Origin of the sequence: Bradyrhizobium semiaridum (assembly GCF_020329505.1) — a bacterium.
In the GTDB taxonomy this organism is placed as follows: domain Bacteria; phylum Pseudomonadota; class Alphaproteobacteria; order Rhizobiales; family Xanthobacteraceae; genus Bradyrhizobium; species Bradyrhizobium semiaridum.
Genome location: NZ_JAGKJJ010000006.1, coordinates 115,669 through 130,497 on the forward strand (window position 1 = coordinate 115,669; position 14,829 = coordinate 130,497).

General features: G+C 62.9%; 11 protein-coding genes and 1 pseudogene. 1 reads left to right on the top strand and 11 read right to left on the bottom strand.

Translation table 11 applies throughout. The features are described 5' to 3' along the window. The first annotated feature begins 7 nt into the window (after nt 1-7). On the top strand, nt 8-472 hold the full coding sequence (locus tag J6500_RS09365) for an AMP-binding enzyme (RefSeq protein ID WP_376707784.1): 465 nt from the start codon (nt 8-10) through the stop codon (nt 470-472). Between the two features lie 169 nt (nt 473-641). On the opposite strand, the gene J6500_RS09370 is transcribed toward J6500_RS09365, so the two are convergent. From J6500_RS09370 to J6500_RS09425, 11 genes and pseudogenes are all read right to left on the bottom strand, one after another. Continuing rightward, on the bottom strand, nt 642-1,940 hold the full coding sequence (locus J6500_RS09370) for an acyl-CoA dehydrogenase family protein (protein ID WP_225712408.1): 1,299 nt from the start codon (nt 1,938-1,940) through the stop codon (nt 642-644). Nucleotides 1,941-1,952: 12 nt separating this feature from the next. Further along, a complete protein-coding gene (locus tag J6500_RS09375) occupies nt 1,953-3,632 on the bottom strand; it encodes an AMP-binding protein (protein WP_225712409.1) in 1,680 nt (559 codons plus the stop codon). Between the two features lie 117 nt (nt 3,633-3,749). Then, nucleotides 3,750-4,541 carry a GntR family transcriptional regulator gene (locus tag J6500_RS09380; protein WP_225712410.1) on the bottom strand — a complete coding sequence of 264 codons (792 nt, stop codon included), beginning with the start codon at nt 4,539-4,541 and terminating at the stop codon, nt 3,750-3,752. A 15-nt stretch (nt 4,542-4,556) separates the two neighbouring features. Then, nucleotides 4,557-6,098, bottom strand: a complete 1,542-nt coding sequence (locus tag J6500_RS09385) for a sugar ABC transporter ATP-binding protein (protein WP_225712411.1) — start codon at nt 6,096-6,098, stop codon at nt 4,557-4,559. Next, nucleotides 6,095-7,213, bottom strand: coding sequence for an SMP-30/gluconolactonase/LRE family protein (locus tag J6500_RS09390; protein ID WP_225712412.1), 1,119 nt, complete (start codon nt 7,211-7,213; stop codon nt 6,095-6,097). Before J6500_RS09390 ends, J6500_RS09385 begins: the two co-directional genes overlap by 4 nt. A gap of 3 nt (nt 7,214-7,216) precedes the next feature. Beyond that, nucleotides 7,217-9,328, bottom strand: coding sequence for an ABC transporter permease (locus J6500_RS09395; RefSeq protein ID WP_225712413.1), 2,112 nt, complete (start codon nt 9,326-9,328; stop codon nt 7,217-7,219). 115 nt (nt 9,329-9,443) lie between these two features. Then, nucleotides 9,444-10,466, bottom strand: coding sequence for a sugar ABC transporter substrate-binding protein (locus tag J6500_RS09400; RefSeq protein WP_225712629.1), 1,023 nt, complete (start codon nt 10,464-10,466; stop codon nt 9,444-9,446). Nucleotides 10,467-10,525: 59 nt separating this feature from the next. After that, nucleotides 10,526-11,333 (bottom strand): annotated as a pseudogene (locus J6500_RS32295) (ABC transporter permease). Nucleotides 11,334-11,597: 264 nt separating this feature from the next. Beyond that, nucleotides 11,598-12,359, bottom strand: a complete 762-nt coding sequence (locus J6500_RS09415; RefSeq protein ID WP_225712414.1) for a DeoR/GlpR family DNA-binding transcription regulator — start codon at nt 12,357-12,359, stop codon at nt 11,598-11,600. 156 nt (nt 12,360-12,515) lie between these two features. Continuing rightward, entirely contained in the window at nt 12,516-13,514 is a 999-nt protein-coding gene (gene pdxA, locus J6500_RS09420; RefSeq protein ID WP_225712415.1) for a 4-hydroxythreonine-4-phosphate dehydrogenase PdxA, read from the bottom strand. Then, nucleotides 13,511-14,818 carry a four-carbon acid sugar kinase family protein gene (locus J6500_RS09425; RefSeq protein ID WP_225712416.1) on the bottom strand — a complete coding sequence of 436 codons (1,308 nt, stop codon included), beginning with the start codon at nt 14,816-14,818 and terminating at the stop codon, nt 13,511-13,513. Before J6500_RS09425 ends, pdxA begins: the two co-directional genes overlap by 4 nt. Nucleotides 14,819-14,829: the final 11 nt, after the last annotated feature.

Here is a 14,829-nt window from a genome sequence, read left to right on the forward strand (position 1 = left end):
ACACCTGATGACCGGGTATCGCACCGCCGACGGCTTCAGCGCGCTCGCGCCGAATGAATTCCATGAAACCGGCGATCTCGGCTACATTGATGCCGGAGGGCGGCTGCACCTCACCGGCCGTAGCGCCGACGTCATCAAGTCCGGCGGCTACAAGGTGGCGCCGGAAGAGGTCGAGCGGTTGCTCGCGCCAGCGCTGCAGCCATCGGAGGTCGCAGTCGTCGGCATTCCATCAGATTATTGGGGCGAGGTCATTCTGGCCGCGATCGAGAATCCCGCACCAGGCTGGGAGGAGCGCGTCAATCGCGTGGTATCGAGCATGACCGACTACAAGCGCCCGCGCCTGCTGATTGCTCTCGACGAATTGCCGCGCAACGGAATCGGCAAGATCCTCCGCGGCACCATTCGCACCGACGTGCTGTCCCGGTTCCGCATCACCGAAGGGCCCCGGCCGCGGCTCGAAAAGCGCTCCTAGCTCAGCACGAGAGACAAACAACCTATCTGAAAGCAGACAAGACCTTCAACAAGTTCAGCAGCTGCGCTCTGTCTTCAGACAAGCCCCAGTGTTTATGGACGCGTCGAAATACTGAAGTTCGTGGCTTCGAATATCGCACGCGCGCCGGACATTGGTCGCGGCATCTACGTCAGCTGTTCGGGCGTGGCCACAACCCGCCCTCGGACGAGGCCTCCGATTCGTCGGGCGACAAGGGATCGGCGCCGCCGCCGGTCCGTGCAGGATCGGAAATTAGCCAACGTCGCAACTCGAGCTTGCCGATCTGGTTGCGATGGACCTCGTCGGGGCCGTCGGCTAGTCGCAGCAAGCGTGTCGTCGCGAACGCTGCCGCGAGGAAATGGTCGTTATTGGTTCCACCTCCGCCGAAAACCTGTATCGCCCAGTCAACGATCTTCTGCGCCATGTTTGGCGCGACGACCTTGATCATCGCGATTTCCTGCCGCGCGGCCTTGTTGCCGACCGTGTCCATCATATAGGCCGCCTTGAGAGTCAGTAGCCGCGCCTGCTCGATCTTCATGCGCGCTTCGGCGAGCCGTTCGAGCGTCACCGCTTGCTCGGAGAGAGGCTTGCCGAACGCGACGCGTTTCAACGCTCGCCGGCACATTCGCTCAAGCACGCGTTCGGAGAGGCCGATCAACCGCATGCAATGATGGATGCGCCCGGGTCCAAGCCGTCCCTGCGCGATCTCGAACCCGCGTCCCTCGCCCAGCAGCATGTTGTCGGCCGGTACGCGCACATTGGCGAAGGTCACTTCGGATGCGCGATCAGGCACGCCATAGAACCCGAAAACCGGCAGCGAGCGGACGACATGCACCCCAGGCGTATCCTTCGGTACCAGGATCATCGACTGACGCTTATGGCGATCCGGATTGTCAGGATCAGTCTGCCCCATGAAGATGATAATCTTGCATCGCGGATCGGTGGCACCGGTCGTATACCACTTGCGGCCGTTGATTACGTAGTGGTCGCCGTCTCGCACGATCAAGCTGGCGACATTGGTCGCGTCGGAGGAGGCTACATCGGGCTCGGTCATCGCAAACGAGGAACGGATCTCGCCCGCAAGCAACGGCTTCAGCCAGCGCTCCTTCTGCGCCTCCGTACCATAGCGCAGGATCGTCTCCATATTGCCGGTGTCCGGCGCACTGCAATTGAACACCTCGGGCGCGAGATGCGAACGTCCCATGATCTCGCACAGCGGTGCATATTCGAGATTCGTCAGCCCATCCTCGTGAGCGGGCAGAAACAGGTTCCACAAGCCGGCTTGTCGTGCGAGCGGCTTCAACTCCTCGACAATCGGATGCACGGCCCAGGGCCCGAGCCGCTCCGCCTCCTGATAGTATCGGCGCTCGTTCGGGTAGATGTGCTCCGTCATGAAGCGCTGGATACGCTCGGCCAGTTCCCTGCTCCGTTCGCTTTGCGTGATATCCATCTGGGATTCTCCTTACTGGCCGCGCAGTCCGTCCCTGAGCGTGTTTCGGGTGATCTTTCCGGACTCCGTCTTGGGCAGATCGTCCAGCACGCGAATCTCGACGGGGCATTTGTATGCCGCCAATCGCTCGCGGCAAAAGCGCGAGAGCGCGGCGATATCGATGACGGCGCCGGGTTGAGCGGAGATGAACGCCACCACCGTCTCGCCGCGATAGGGATCGGCGGCGCCGACGACGGCCGCCTCACGGACGCCCGGAAAGCCGTAGATCACGTCTTCCACCTCGCGCGGCCAGACCTTGAAGCCGGAAGCGGAGATCATGTCCTTCTTGCGATCCACGAGGTAGAACCAGCCGCTCTCGTCAAAAAAGCCGACGTCGCCGCTGTGCAACCAGCCATTGGTCAGCACCTCGTCGGTTTCCGCGGGCTTTCTCCAGTAGCCAGCCATCACGCCCGGACCGCGCACAACCACCTCACCATGCTCGCCCGGCCCGAGTGGGCGGCGCTCGTCGTCAACGACAATCGCGTCGACGCCCGGCGTCGGCCTACCGATCGACAGCGCACCTGACTCGGGATCGACGGGAATTCGACCTTCGTTGGGCGCAAGATGGCTTGCTGACGTCAGTTCGGTCATTCCATAGGAACTGCGGATCGCCCGTCCAAACCGCTTCGCGAACGCATCAATGACCGAGGGAGCAATCGGCGCGCCGCCGGAATAAAGATGCACAAAGCTCTCGAAATGGCGGCTGGTCGCCTCCGCCTGGTTCATCAGCGCGATGAACGCGGTGATGGCCCCGACAATGAATGTCGGCCGCCATTCAAGGAAGGCATCGAGCGCCACCCGCGGCTGAAAACGATAGGTCAGCACCATCGCGGCATGTGCGGCGAAGGCCGCAACCATCTGGATCTCGAAGCCGGTGATATGGAACAGGGGCGCGACGCCGAAGATCCGCGACGCGCCGTTCAGCTCGAAATGATCACGGCAGATCAGCGCCGTCGCCACCAGATTGCGATGCGTGAGCATCGCGCCCTTGGGAACGCCCGTGGTTCCCGACGTGTAGAGCAGCAGACCAATGTCGTCGGAGGCCAGAACCGGCGGCGGAGGGGCCGGAGCATCCCCGGCAAGGATCGTGTGCAGCGCATGAGCCTGCGGCGCCTGGCCCGCCTTGGGCAGCACGCGGCCATCGTTTCGCGTCTGGAATTCACGGGCGGCGGTCCAGAGCAGCAGTTCGGGATCGACCAAGCTGGCCGCCGGGACGACATTGTCCCATTGATCATCGTGACAAATGACCGCCTTGGGTTCGCAGTCCTTGAACAGCTTCTGAAGCTCCAGCGTCCGGTACATCGGGTTGAGGCTGACGACGATGGCCCCGACCTTCCAGGCCGCCACGCTGGCGATGACGAATTGCGGCACATTCTGAAGAATGACGGCAACCCGGTCACCCCGCCCAACTCCCTTGCGCGCAAACGCGCCGGCGAGCCGGTCGCTGTACCGGTCAATATCGCCATAGTCTTGAGTCGCATCGAAATAGAATAGTGCCGGCGCCTCGCGCGGCGCGGCACGAAACAGATCGAGCGCCGTCAGCCTCATGTGATTGGGAGGAACGACAGGCATAGCCCCGAGCTGTGCCCGCAGCCGGCCTGCGGCTTCCTCATAGGCGCGGGCGCGCGAGGCGGAATCGGAATCGGCAATCATTCTCGCCGCCCGTTGCCGGTGCGATCGCGACGGCGCCGGCTGCCGCGCCTGGCCGTCCCGTTCCGGCAGCCGGCCGCCATCATCATCCTGTCGCGGACTGGTTCGGTGCTCCGGAAGCTAGTCATTGGACCTCTTTCCTCGGTAGACCGAGCCGAGACGCACGTTCGGCGACACGGCGCGGTTCGCAAGGGGCGCTTGAGCCATCCCGCTCTCCTTCGCCTGAATGACAACGCGGGTGCGCCGGATGTGGAGGCGCACCAGCACCTGCGCGGCGTCGACGTCGCGCGCCCGGATCGCATCCATGATCAGGACGTGCTGGGGATCGGAGAACGGAAACCCGTCCTTGGCATAGGTTTCGCTGACGAATTGCCGCCGGAAATGCTGCGTGCTGTTCCAGAAGCGCTCGACCATCGCCAGCAGCTGCGGCATCCGCGCGCGCGAATAGGTGCGCAGGTGAAACTCCCGATCGAGCTGGATGTATTCCTCGAGCGTCGTGACCTGCTCGAGTTCGCGCACGATGCGGTCAAGCGCCTCGATGTCCTCGTCGGTCAGGTTTGGTACGCTTTCGCCGATGGCAAGCGGCTCGACAGCCTCGCGGATCTTGTAGATCTCGATCGACTCCTCTGAATTGACGTCGGCAATCCAGGCGCCACGGTTCGGCGCCATCACGACCAGCCCCTCGTTCTCGAGTTGCTTCAGCGCCTCGCGCACGGGAATGCGGCTCGCTCCGAAATGCGCCGCGAGAAGTTCCTGCCGGATCCGGGTGCCCGGCCGCATCTCCCCGCTCAACACCGCACTACGGATCTCGCTTGCGATCCGCTCGCTCATCAGCCGACCGCCATCCGGATCGTCGTCATTGGCGTCGCGCGTCGCGTCGCTCCAATGGGGAGTCCGCTGATAGGCACTCATGAAAGGCCCTCCTTGTCAATGAATGGCCGCGTACATGATCTTGTCTTCGGTCGCATCGGCCCGCGTCATTTCCTCGACGATACGCCCGCCGCGCGCGACCAGTATCCGATCCGAGATCGCCAGGATCTCCGGCAAATAGGAAGAGATCACGACGACCGCCTTGTTCTCGCCCGCCAGCCTGCGAATTGCCTGGTGGATCTGCGGAATGGCGCTGACGTCGACGCCTCGCGTCGGCTCGTCGAAGATGACCACTGTCGGTTCCTGCGCCAGAGACTTCGCCACCACGACCTTCTGCTGATTGCCGCCGGAATATTCCACAATCTTCAGGGTTCGCTTCAGCGCCGAGATGGAGAGCGCCGAGATCCATCGATCGGCAATGCGCTTCATCTCGCGCGCGGAGTAGAAGAATCGCCTGATGCGCGGTGACGACAGGTAGCCGAGATAGATATTCTGATCGACCGTCATCGTTTCGAAGAAACCGTCGACCTTCCGATCCTCAGTAATATAGGCGATTCCGTCTCGCACCGCCTGCCGCGGCACCCGGTAGCGAATCGGCTTGTCCCGCAGATAGATCATCCCGCCGCGCAGGAAATTGCGCTTGCGTGCGCCGCTGACGATCTGTGCGATCTCGGACCGCCCTGCCCCGACCAGTCCGAAAATGCCGACGACTTCCCCGTTGAACACGGAGAAGGACATGTTTTTCACGATGCTGCCCATCGTCACGTTCTCGACCGAAAGCACCTTCTCGCCACGCCGCGCATCGGGCTTTGGCGCATCCGGATCGGCGCCATGGGTTGCGTACTGCGCTGCCGTTTCCTCGCGGCCAACCATCATCCGCACGAGGGAGTCACGAGTGACGTCCTTGGCGGGCACCGTGGCGACGAGCTTGCCATCGCGGAGCACGGTGATGCGATCGGCGATGTTAAGTGCCTCTTCCAACGCGTGCGAGATGAAGATGATCCCGGCACCCTTCTCTTTCAGGGTATTGAGAAGATGAAACAGATGCTGCGTCTCTTCGGGCGTAAGCGACGCGGTCGGTTCATCGAAGATGAAGACCTGGGCGTTGTGGCGCACGGCACGTACGATCTCGACCATCTGCCGTTTGGCCGTTCCGAGATTCTCGACCAGCACCAGCGGATCGACATTGAAGTTCATCGATTGCAGCGACTGCGTCGCCGCAATATTGATCTTGCTATAAACGGTAATCCACTTCTCCATGCCGAGTTCGAGATTCTGTGCAACAGTCATCGACGGCACCAGACTGGACTCTTGGTAGACCATCGCCACACCGCCTTCGAGCGCCTCTTTTGGTGAGGCAAACGAGACCTTGCGTCCGCCGATCAAGTAGTCGCCCGAGGTCAGGACGATTGCGCCTGCAATCGCCTTGCAGAGCGTCGACTTCCCCGCGCCATTCTCTCCCAGCAGGGCGTGGATTTCGCCCGGCCGCAGATCGAAGTTGACACCGTCGATCGCATGCAGGCCGCCATAGACCTTACTGCCATTGACGACTTGCAGCAGCGGGGTACCCGCCTGTTGTTCCGCCGGCATGACGCTCATCCTTCCTGCGCGCCGCGACCACGCGGCAGTTCAACCAGGCAATCGCGTCCCTTGGACACCGCCAGCACGCGAGAGCCAATCGGGCGGACGGCGGTTATGCCATGGACCCGACCATCGACTCGGCTATGCAATGTCTCCGTGGCCATGCCATTGGCATCCAGCCGCGCAACGAGGCCGTACGATCGCGGCGGTGCCCACGGCTTCTGGATGCCAAGCTTCTTGATGCGGCCGATCTGGGTCGGTTCGCGCGGATTGAGGCGACCATCCAGTGCGGGACCGATCCAAAGCTCAGATGGTACTGTCCGCATCATTTCTTCGCAGAACGCCCGTTCGCGTAGGACGAACTCGGTCAGCTGCGTGCGAAGTGCGAGGAAGGCCATCCAGGCCTCACCATCCGCCCCCCGGCCGAGACGCGCCGGGTACCCGGTATAGTTCTTGACGATCACGCGCTTGTCGCCGCCCGCCCGCGAAAAGGCGGTCAGGCGATGAGCCCAGGACTCGGCGACCCACACCTCATTGCCATCACTGGAAACGAGAACCCCAAGCGGCCACGCGAGATCATCGGCGCGCACGCTCGCCCCACCGAGCGAGGCATCACAAACGATCAGTCTGCCGGACGGGGCCCGGTTTTGCATCAGGTCGGTGAGCCAGAGATCGGGCCGGTTGTTGCGCGAGCCGTCGGTCAGGTAGATCGCCCCGTCCGGGGCGACCGTCACCGACAAGGGACAGGCAACCTTTTCACCGCCGACGCTCTCCAGCGTCGCAACGATCTTGCCGACTGGCGAAAGCGCCACCAACCCGACGCCGGACACGCAAGCGAGTAACCTGCCATCCGGCGTGGAGGCGAGTCCGCCGACGGGACCGTCAAGGGTCGCGAACACGGCGCGCTTGTCGAAATCGTCCCCGGTGCAGCGCAAGACAGCGTTGCCGGTCGAGACATAGAGCGCACCGTCCCGCCCGAGCGCGATGTCGTCCGGTCGCTCGATCTCCGCGCCGAGCTGGCGGGCGCCGTCGAGCCGCTGGTTCGGGGAGAAAGCGCCGTCGAGCACCGGAATGCCGTGAAGCTCCCGGTTCGGAAACAGCACGCGATCGACGATATCGCCAAGCAGAGACATGGCTCAGGCCCCTCCCCAATAGGACTTGTGCGCCTCCCAGGTCGGATCAGCGTCCGGCAGGCGGATACGCCCGATCCGGTTGTTCTCGAGACCCCCGATATAGAGGTAGCCTTTGTGTTCGCGGACCGAGGTGATGGTCGGATGCGAAAGCCCGCCTGGGTCCCAGAGCGATTCGGTCACGACGCCGTTGTCGTCGAACTTGACCACGCAGCCGTAATTGATCCCCGGGCACAGCCATTCGTCCGGCGGGATTTGCTTGACCATGCGGGTGCGGAAAACGGGATTGCGCATCGCAAGGTCATAGACCGGCGTGCGCAGGCCGACGAAGGCGAGCCAGTATCTGCCGTCAGAGGCGCGGTTGATGTTGTCGCAATAGCCCGGAAGATTATCAATCAGGATCTCGCTGGTGCCGGCCTTCGGGCCGGCGATCCAGTAGCGGTTGATCTGGCACAGCCACGTACTCGCCCACAGTACCGACCGGCCGTCATGCGAGATGCAGATGCCATTGGGGAACGTCAGGTTCCTAAGAACAGTCTTGGTGATGCCGGTTTTCGGATCGTGGCAGATCAGCCGGCCGTTGCCGCGCCCCTCGAAGCCATCGAGCGCCCAATCGGTCAGCTCATAGCGCGTCGAGGCTTCGCTGAAATAGATCTTGCCATCGGGCGCGACGTCGAGATCGTCAGCGAGGTAGAGCCGCGAATCGTCCTTGAGGCGGGTACGCGTGCGCGTCGTGCGGTCGGTGACCTTGAAAACTGATCGATCAGGCTTGACGCCGTACACACCCATGCCGGCGATGCAGACGAGGAGGTTCTGATCCCGATCGAATGCCAACCCGAGCGGCCGGCCGCCGATCCGCGCGAACTCTTCGCGGACCGTGTAATCCGGCGCGAGAAAGCGAATGATCGAACCGTTGCGGTTGACGGTGTAGAGATTGTCCTTGCGATCGAGGATGATGTCCTCGGGACCTTCGATCATGTTGAGCGCGATTGCTTCCGCGTTCTTCAGGCGATCGTTCTCCGCGAACGGCGTACCGCTGCCGCGCTCGACCGACGGCGGCGGCTCGAAATCAACCCAGCTTGGCGTGACATAGACCTTTTGCAGCACCTTGCCCTTGTTCTTGACCCACTTCACGTTGAAGCCGACCGCGAGCAGCAGGATGATGCCGATGATGGCCGTCGTCAGGTTGCCGGAAATCCCGAGCCGCACCATGCCGCTGGTGAGCATGAAAATGATCGCTGCACCCATGACGGCGCGCGCGATGGTGCCGCGGCCGCCGGCGAGGCTGATACCGCCGAGGACCACCGCGGCGAGCGCGTTGATCTCCCAGCCGACGCCCGTGTCGGTGCCCGAGCTGCTTTGCCGCGCCGCATAAAGGATTCCCGCCAGTGCCGCGATCGCCCCTGACATCACATACGCCGAAAACAGCACGCGCTTGACGTTGACGCCGGCATGCCGCGCCGCCTTGCGGCTCGATCCGACCGCCATGATGTGGACGCCGGGCTTGACGCGGGTGAGAAAAAAGTGCGTTCCGATGGCAAGCAGGATCAACACCAGCATGTTGAAGGGAATACCGAGAACTCTGCCCGATCCGATGAAATCCCATGCGCTGGAGCCGCTGTCGATGCTTGCAAGCTCGTTCGTGAACGCCACCGTCACCTTGTTATAGGCGGCGCGAACGATAATGAGGACGACCAGCGTCGTCAGGAATGGCCGGGTCTTGCCGTAAGCAATCAGCCCGCCGTTGATGGCGCCCATCGCCGCGCCAAACAGGACGATAAGCGGGATCGTCACGGGCAACGGCAGCCCGACGATGAGATACAAATAGAGCGCGAGGAAGTTCGACATCGCGAACACTGCGCCGACCGACAGATCGATGCCGCCGGACAGCACAGAAAATGCCATCGCGACGGCGACCATCCCCTGCTCTGCGAAATTTCGCATCAGCTCCTGAAGGCTGCCCGCCGTCAGGTACCGCGGGATCATCACCGCGAAAGCCAGGAATACCGCGATCGTGAGTGTGAATGGAATGATCGGCTCCATCCAGCGTTTCTCGAGAAGCTCGCCCAGGAACAATTGGGGCGAATGGCGGTGCCAGGCTCGTTGCAGGCTTTTCATCAATAGACTCCGGCGGGCTCGGCACGGTCACGGCCGAACGGCGGGACGACACTGGGGAATGGGGATCTCAACTCCGGGCCTGCCCGCGCCGCAGGGGCGCGGGCGGCCGGAACGCTTACTTGACGCCCTTCGGAATGCTGAAGCAGTACATCCGATCGTCCTTCGACTTCACCCAGGCGGGGGTCGTGTAATAGGCGACGTTCTTCGAGCCCGGCTTGTCGCCGCTCTGCAGAAGCGCGATCACTGCGTCGGCGATGGTCTGCCCCTGCACGTCGGCGCGATACGACAGGTTCGCGGAGAACGCGCCCTGCTCCAGCAGATCGCAATCGGCCGGCTGTCCGTCGCTGGCAACGAACACCTTCACCTTGTCGCCCATGTTGGCCGCCTTGATCGCCTGGGCTGCGCCGGCGGTTTGCGGTCCCCAGACGCTGAGGATCCCGCACAGCTTGGGGTGCTGCTGCAACACAGTGGTCGTGATATCACCGGCCTTGTTGGCATCCCAGCTTGTCGGCTGCGAAGACACGACCTTGATCGACGGATCGGTCTTGAATACTTCCATGGCGCCGTTCTTCATATCGAGCGAATAGGCCGCGGTGGCCTCCCCCTCGAGGATCGCGATCTCCCCCGAACCCTTGCCGCCGCCGCACTGGTTGATCACCTCGCGAGCGATCTTGGTGCCAAGATCCTTGGCATCGACCCCGACATAGGCATCGCTCAGGGTATTCGACGCCATGTTGACCTGCACGACATAGATGCCGGCGTCCATCGCACGCTTGAGCTCCTTGGCGAGCAGCGTGACGTTCGGATTTTGGACAACGAGCACGTCGGGCTTTTCATTGATATAGTCGCTGACGGTCTGCAGCTGGATGTCGGACTTCATGTTGGCGTCGCGCGTGACAAGTTTGATGCCGTAATCGTCGAAACGATCTTTCATCACACGCGTCCATTCGGATTCCAGAACACCCATCCAGACCGGCGACCAGGCCACCGTCTTGCCCTTCAGCGCCTTGTCGAATTTTTCACGCAACTGGTCGCGCGGGCCGGCCGCCTGCGACGGCGCAGACACAAGCGCGGTGATTGCCACCATCGCCACCAGCCCGATGGTGGCAAGTGCCTTCCTGTGTACGGCTTTGGTCATATTTCTTCCTCCCCTTGTATTTCGGCCGATTGTTTCGGCCGGTTGATGGATGCGGAGCTTCAATCGCCCTGCTTCGACGTCTCCTCGTCGCGCGGATGCAGCCGGGAATCGAGCAGGATCGCGATCAGCAGCACAACTCCCTTGACGATGTTCTGGGTCTGCACGTCCATATCCATGATGGTCATGCCGTTCAGCAGCACGCCGATCAGCAGCGTTCCGGCAATCACGCTCATCACGTTGCCGCGGCCACCGACGAGGCTGACGCCACCGAGCACCACAACCATGATGACATCGAAAATGATGGTCGATTCCGCGACCTGGAGATGCATCAGCGCCGTCTGCGCGACCATCACGACGCCGCATCGGGACACCGCCCCAGATGTTTCCACCCAGCCGCAGGAACTCGTCGTGCCCCTTCGAAAGGTATACGACATAGTGCTGGACGGCAGTGGTACGTACAATCCCCAAAACAGCGAGGCTCGATGCGAGCGTCGTCAGCAGCGGCGGCATCTCGACCACTGAGATAAGAAACCCGTTCAGGATGCCGATGGCAATTGCCGTCACGAATCCGATCAGCAGTGCCACCGGCGTCGCATAGCCCGAGTTCATCAGAATGATCGCGATCGCGGTGGAGGCGGCGAAGGAGGCAACTTGTGACAGATCGAGTCCACGCCCGATCACAACAACCGCCATGCCAAGCGCGAGAATGCCGAGCATCGAAATGTTACGCGCCAGCGCGAATAGATTGCCGAGCGTCAGGAAGCCCTTCAGGAAAACCGAGAAAACGACGATCAAGACCGCGCACATCGCGAGCACGGCCGTGGTCTGCGTCAATTTCGGCCCTCGCGCTCCCGAACTGTCGGTCACTGGGTCCCCCCGAGGTTGGCTTTTCTCTGAGCGAAAGCTGGACAAAATGTATCCAAAAGTCAATGCTGGTATCCAGATCACAACGGTTATCGGCAGGGCTCGCCCAAACTCGCCCAACAAGCCGAGTCCATATCTGAAATATTATAATACTATTAGTCACTTACAGAAATCGGCGTGGAACCAGCAGTTTGTTTTTTGGGCCGCCTTCGGGAATACGGAGCCAAAATATAAGTATTGGATACAAGTGGTGGTCGCGACTTCGGCTCAGCGATCGTCAGCAACGATCACGCGCGCTCCCGCATCGGCAAGATGCCTGCACTGCTCCTCAGGTGCGCCGATATCGGTCACCAGAGTCCAACGCGGGGGCAGCGGCGCCCAGGCCATCTGTTCGGCGCGGCCGAGCTTGCCGGCGTCGGCGAGAACGATGACTTCTTTCGACTGCTGCATCATCAGCGACTTCAGTGCGACCTGTTCGAGATCCGCTTCGCACAGGCCACGGCCATTCACCACGCCGTCGGCGCTCATGACGGCGCGGTCTGCGGTCATGCGCCGCAGCGCCTCATTGGCTAGCGGCCCCATGGTGCTCATGCTGGTGGTGCGCAGCGTGCCGCCCAGCACCACGAGCTCCAGGGTCGGAGCCTTGACGAGGAAGGGCAGCAGCGCAAGATTGTTGGTGATGATGCGCAGCCGCCGCTGCTGCAGGAGTCGGCCGAAGGCTGCGACCGTCGAGCCGGCGTCGAGAATCAGCGTGTCGCCATCCTCGATCAAATCGAGCGCCGCACGCGCGATCGCCTGCTTCTGTTTGCCCTGGATCACAAGGCGCTGCTCGAGCGTCGTCTCGTTCGCATGGGTGGTGAGAATCGCGCCGCCATAGGTGCGGCGCACGGCGTTGTTCTTGGAAAGATGCTGCAGGTCGCGCCGCACGGTGGAAGCGGAGACGTCGAAGCGCCGCGCGAGATCGTCGACATCGACCTCTCCCGCGTTCAGTGCCTCCAACAGACGAGCGTGACGCTCCTTGCTGCGCATCGACATCGAACCTCAGCCCCCGGATTCATTGCCGTCAGCCGAACTCGACGTATCGGCTTCGCGGCACGGCCGATGGATACCACGATGCATCGGTCCCGCAATGTCCGCGCTTAACGTGCATCTCGCTCCTCATCCTGAGGAGCCCGCGCAGCCCCCTCAAACCGACTCCCTCGGCGCGAGATCGACCGCCTGCCGCAGCGCCTCGATCAGACTGCGCTCGTCGGCGATGCCTTTGCCTGCGATGTCGAAGGCGGTCCCGTGATCGACCGAGGTGCGGATCACCGGCAGACCAACAGTGATGTTCACACCGGCTTCCAGCCCCAGCACCTTGATGGGTCCATGGCCCTGATCGTGATACATCGCGACCACCATGTCGTAGTCGCCGCGGCCGGCCAGGAAGAACAGCGTGTCGGCAGGCAGGGGGCCGCGCACGTCCCAGCCCTTGCGCTGGCAGGCTTCCACGGCCGGCGTGATCTTCGCGGCTTCCTCGCCGCGACCGAACAACCCGTTCTCGCCGGCATGCGGATTGATGGCGCAGACGCCGATCTTCGGATTGGCGATGCCGGCGCGCACCAGTACGTCATGTCCGCGTGCGATGACACGCTCGACGAGGCCGGGCTCGATCTTCTCGATCGCATCGAGCAGGCCGATATGCGTGGTCACGTGAATGACGCGGAGTTTCGGCGACACCAGCATCATCGATACTTCCGGCGTGCCGGTCAGATGCGCCAGGAGCTCAGTATGGCCGGGATATTTGTGGCCGGCCGCATGCAGCGCTTCCTTGGAAAGCGGCGCAGTGCAGATGCCCTGGGCGAGCCCCGCCTGCACCACCTGCACGGCTTTCTCGATATAACGATAGGCCGCCTCACCTGCCGTCGCCGACACCTTGCCGAACGGCAGATCGTCCGGCACCAGCTTCAGGTCGACGCACTGCACGGCCTTCGACGAAAAATTCGCCTCCTTCGCATCGCTCAACGCATCGACCTCAAGCGGCACGCCGACGATCTGTCCGGCCTTACGCAGACGGTTGGCGTCGCCGATCACCAGCGCATTGCAGATCGCCTGCACCTGCGGCTGCCCTAGCGCCTTCATGATCACCTCGGGCCCGATACCGGCCGGATCTCCCATGGTGATCGCAATGGTCGGACGAGTCATATGAAACTTCCTCTGGTTCGGACGGCGCGAAGCCGCTCGCTGATGCGGATGAGGCTGTTCTCGTCACCGAACGCGCCCGCTTTGGTGGCGATCGGAACAGATAATCGGCCAAGGGTAAGGCCGAGCGACACGCCCGGCTCGATTTCGTCGGCAAGACGGATGCCGTTGACGCAAAAGCGCGACAGCATGGCCGCGGCGGTGTCGCCGCCGGTCGCAGCGAAGGCGCCGATCGCAGGAGCGACGGCCTCAAGAGCGTCGGCGAGTCCCTTGGCGAGTTGCGGGCCGAGCGACATGTCGGGGTGATCATCCATCATGATCTCAACCAGTGTATCGCCGCCGCCGGCAAGTCGTCTCATCACGTCCGCGGCGAGCGTCGCCCGGCCGGCACCATCGCTGAGCAGCGTGTCCGGCGCGACCGGGAAATGCGCCACTGTGCCGGTCGCCTCCAGCTCGCGCGCGGCGGCGCGAGATGCGCCAGCGAGCGAGCCCACCACGATCAGGGTGCCGGATGCGCTCGCCGGAATGCGCAGCGGCTCGACGGCACGGCTGACTTCGAGGCCGGCCAGCGCATGCGCGAGGCCGGCGCTGCCGATGAAGAGCGTCGAGGGCGAGGCATGCAGGCTCGCCTCCGCGATCAAACGCAGATCGTGTTCTGTCTCGGCGTCGCAGGCCGCGACCACGTCGCCCTCCGAGGCGAGCCTCGCGAAGGTGGCTTTGAGATCGCCACCGCGCACGGCGGCGAGCTTGACCTTCTCACCGCGGATGCCCGCGGTTGCGAGAACGTCGATAAGATCGGCATTTGGGTAGGTATGGTCGCGACGCCAGACCTCGGCCTCCTCGAGGGGACGGCCTTTGACCAGGATACGCCCGTCGATAGTGGTGCGGCTTGTGGCCGGAAAGGCCGGCGCGAACACGCCGAAGGCCGGACCCGACCGTGACTTGAGATGCGCAAGCGCGGCGGCAGTCTCCGCTGCAGGTTGCCCCCGCAGCGTCGAGTCGATCTTCTTGAAAAGAATACGTCGGCCTTCGCAAAGGCGCGCCAGCACATCGGCATGGCGGGCTGCAGCGGCCCCGGCCGAAAGGCCTCGACTCGCGGCATCGTAGGCCAGGACGGGCAGCTGGCAGCCCGACGCGTCGGTCACCTCACCCCACGTCACCGCGGCCGCACGCCCCCTTCTGCCGAAGGCGATCGCACAGTCCGCGGCACCGGTGAGATCGTCAGCGACGATCAGCCAGCTTTGGCTTGACGCGTTTTCTTGACGCGAACCGGTATCCACTTCGCTCGAAAACGCTTTAGGGGCCATCTTCAGCGACC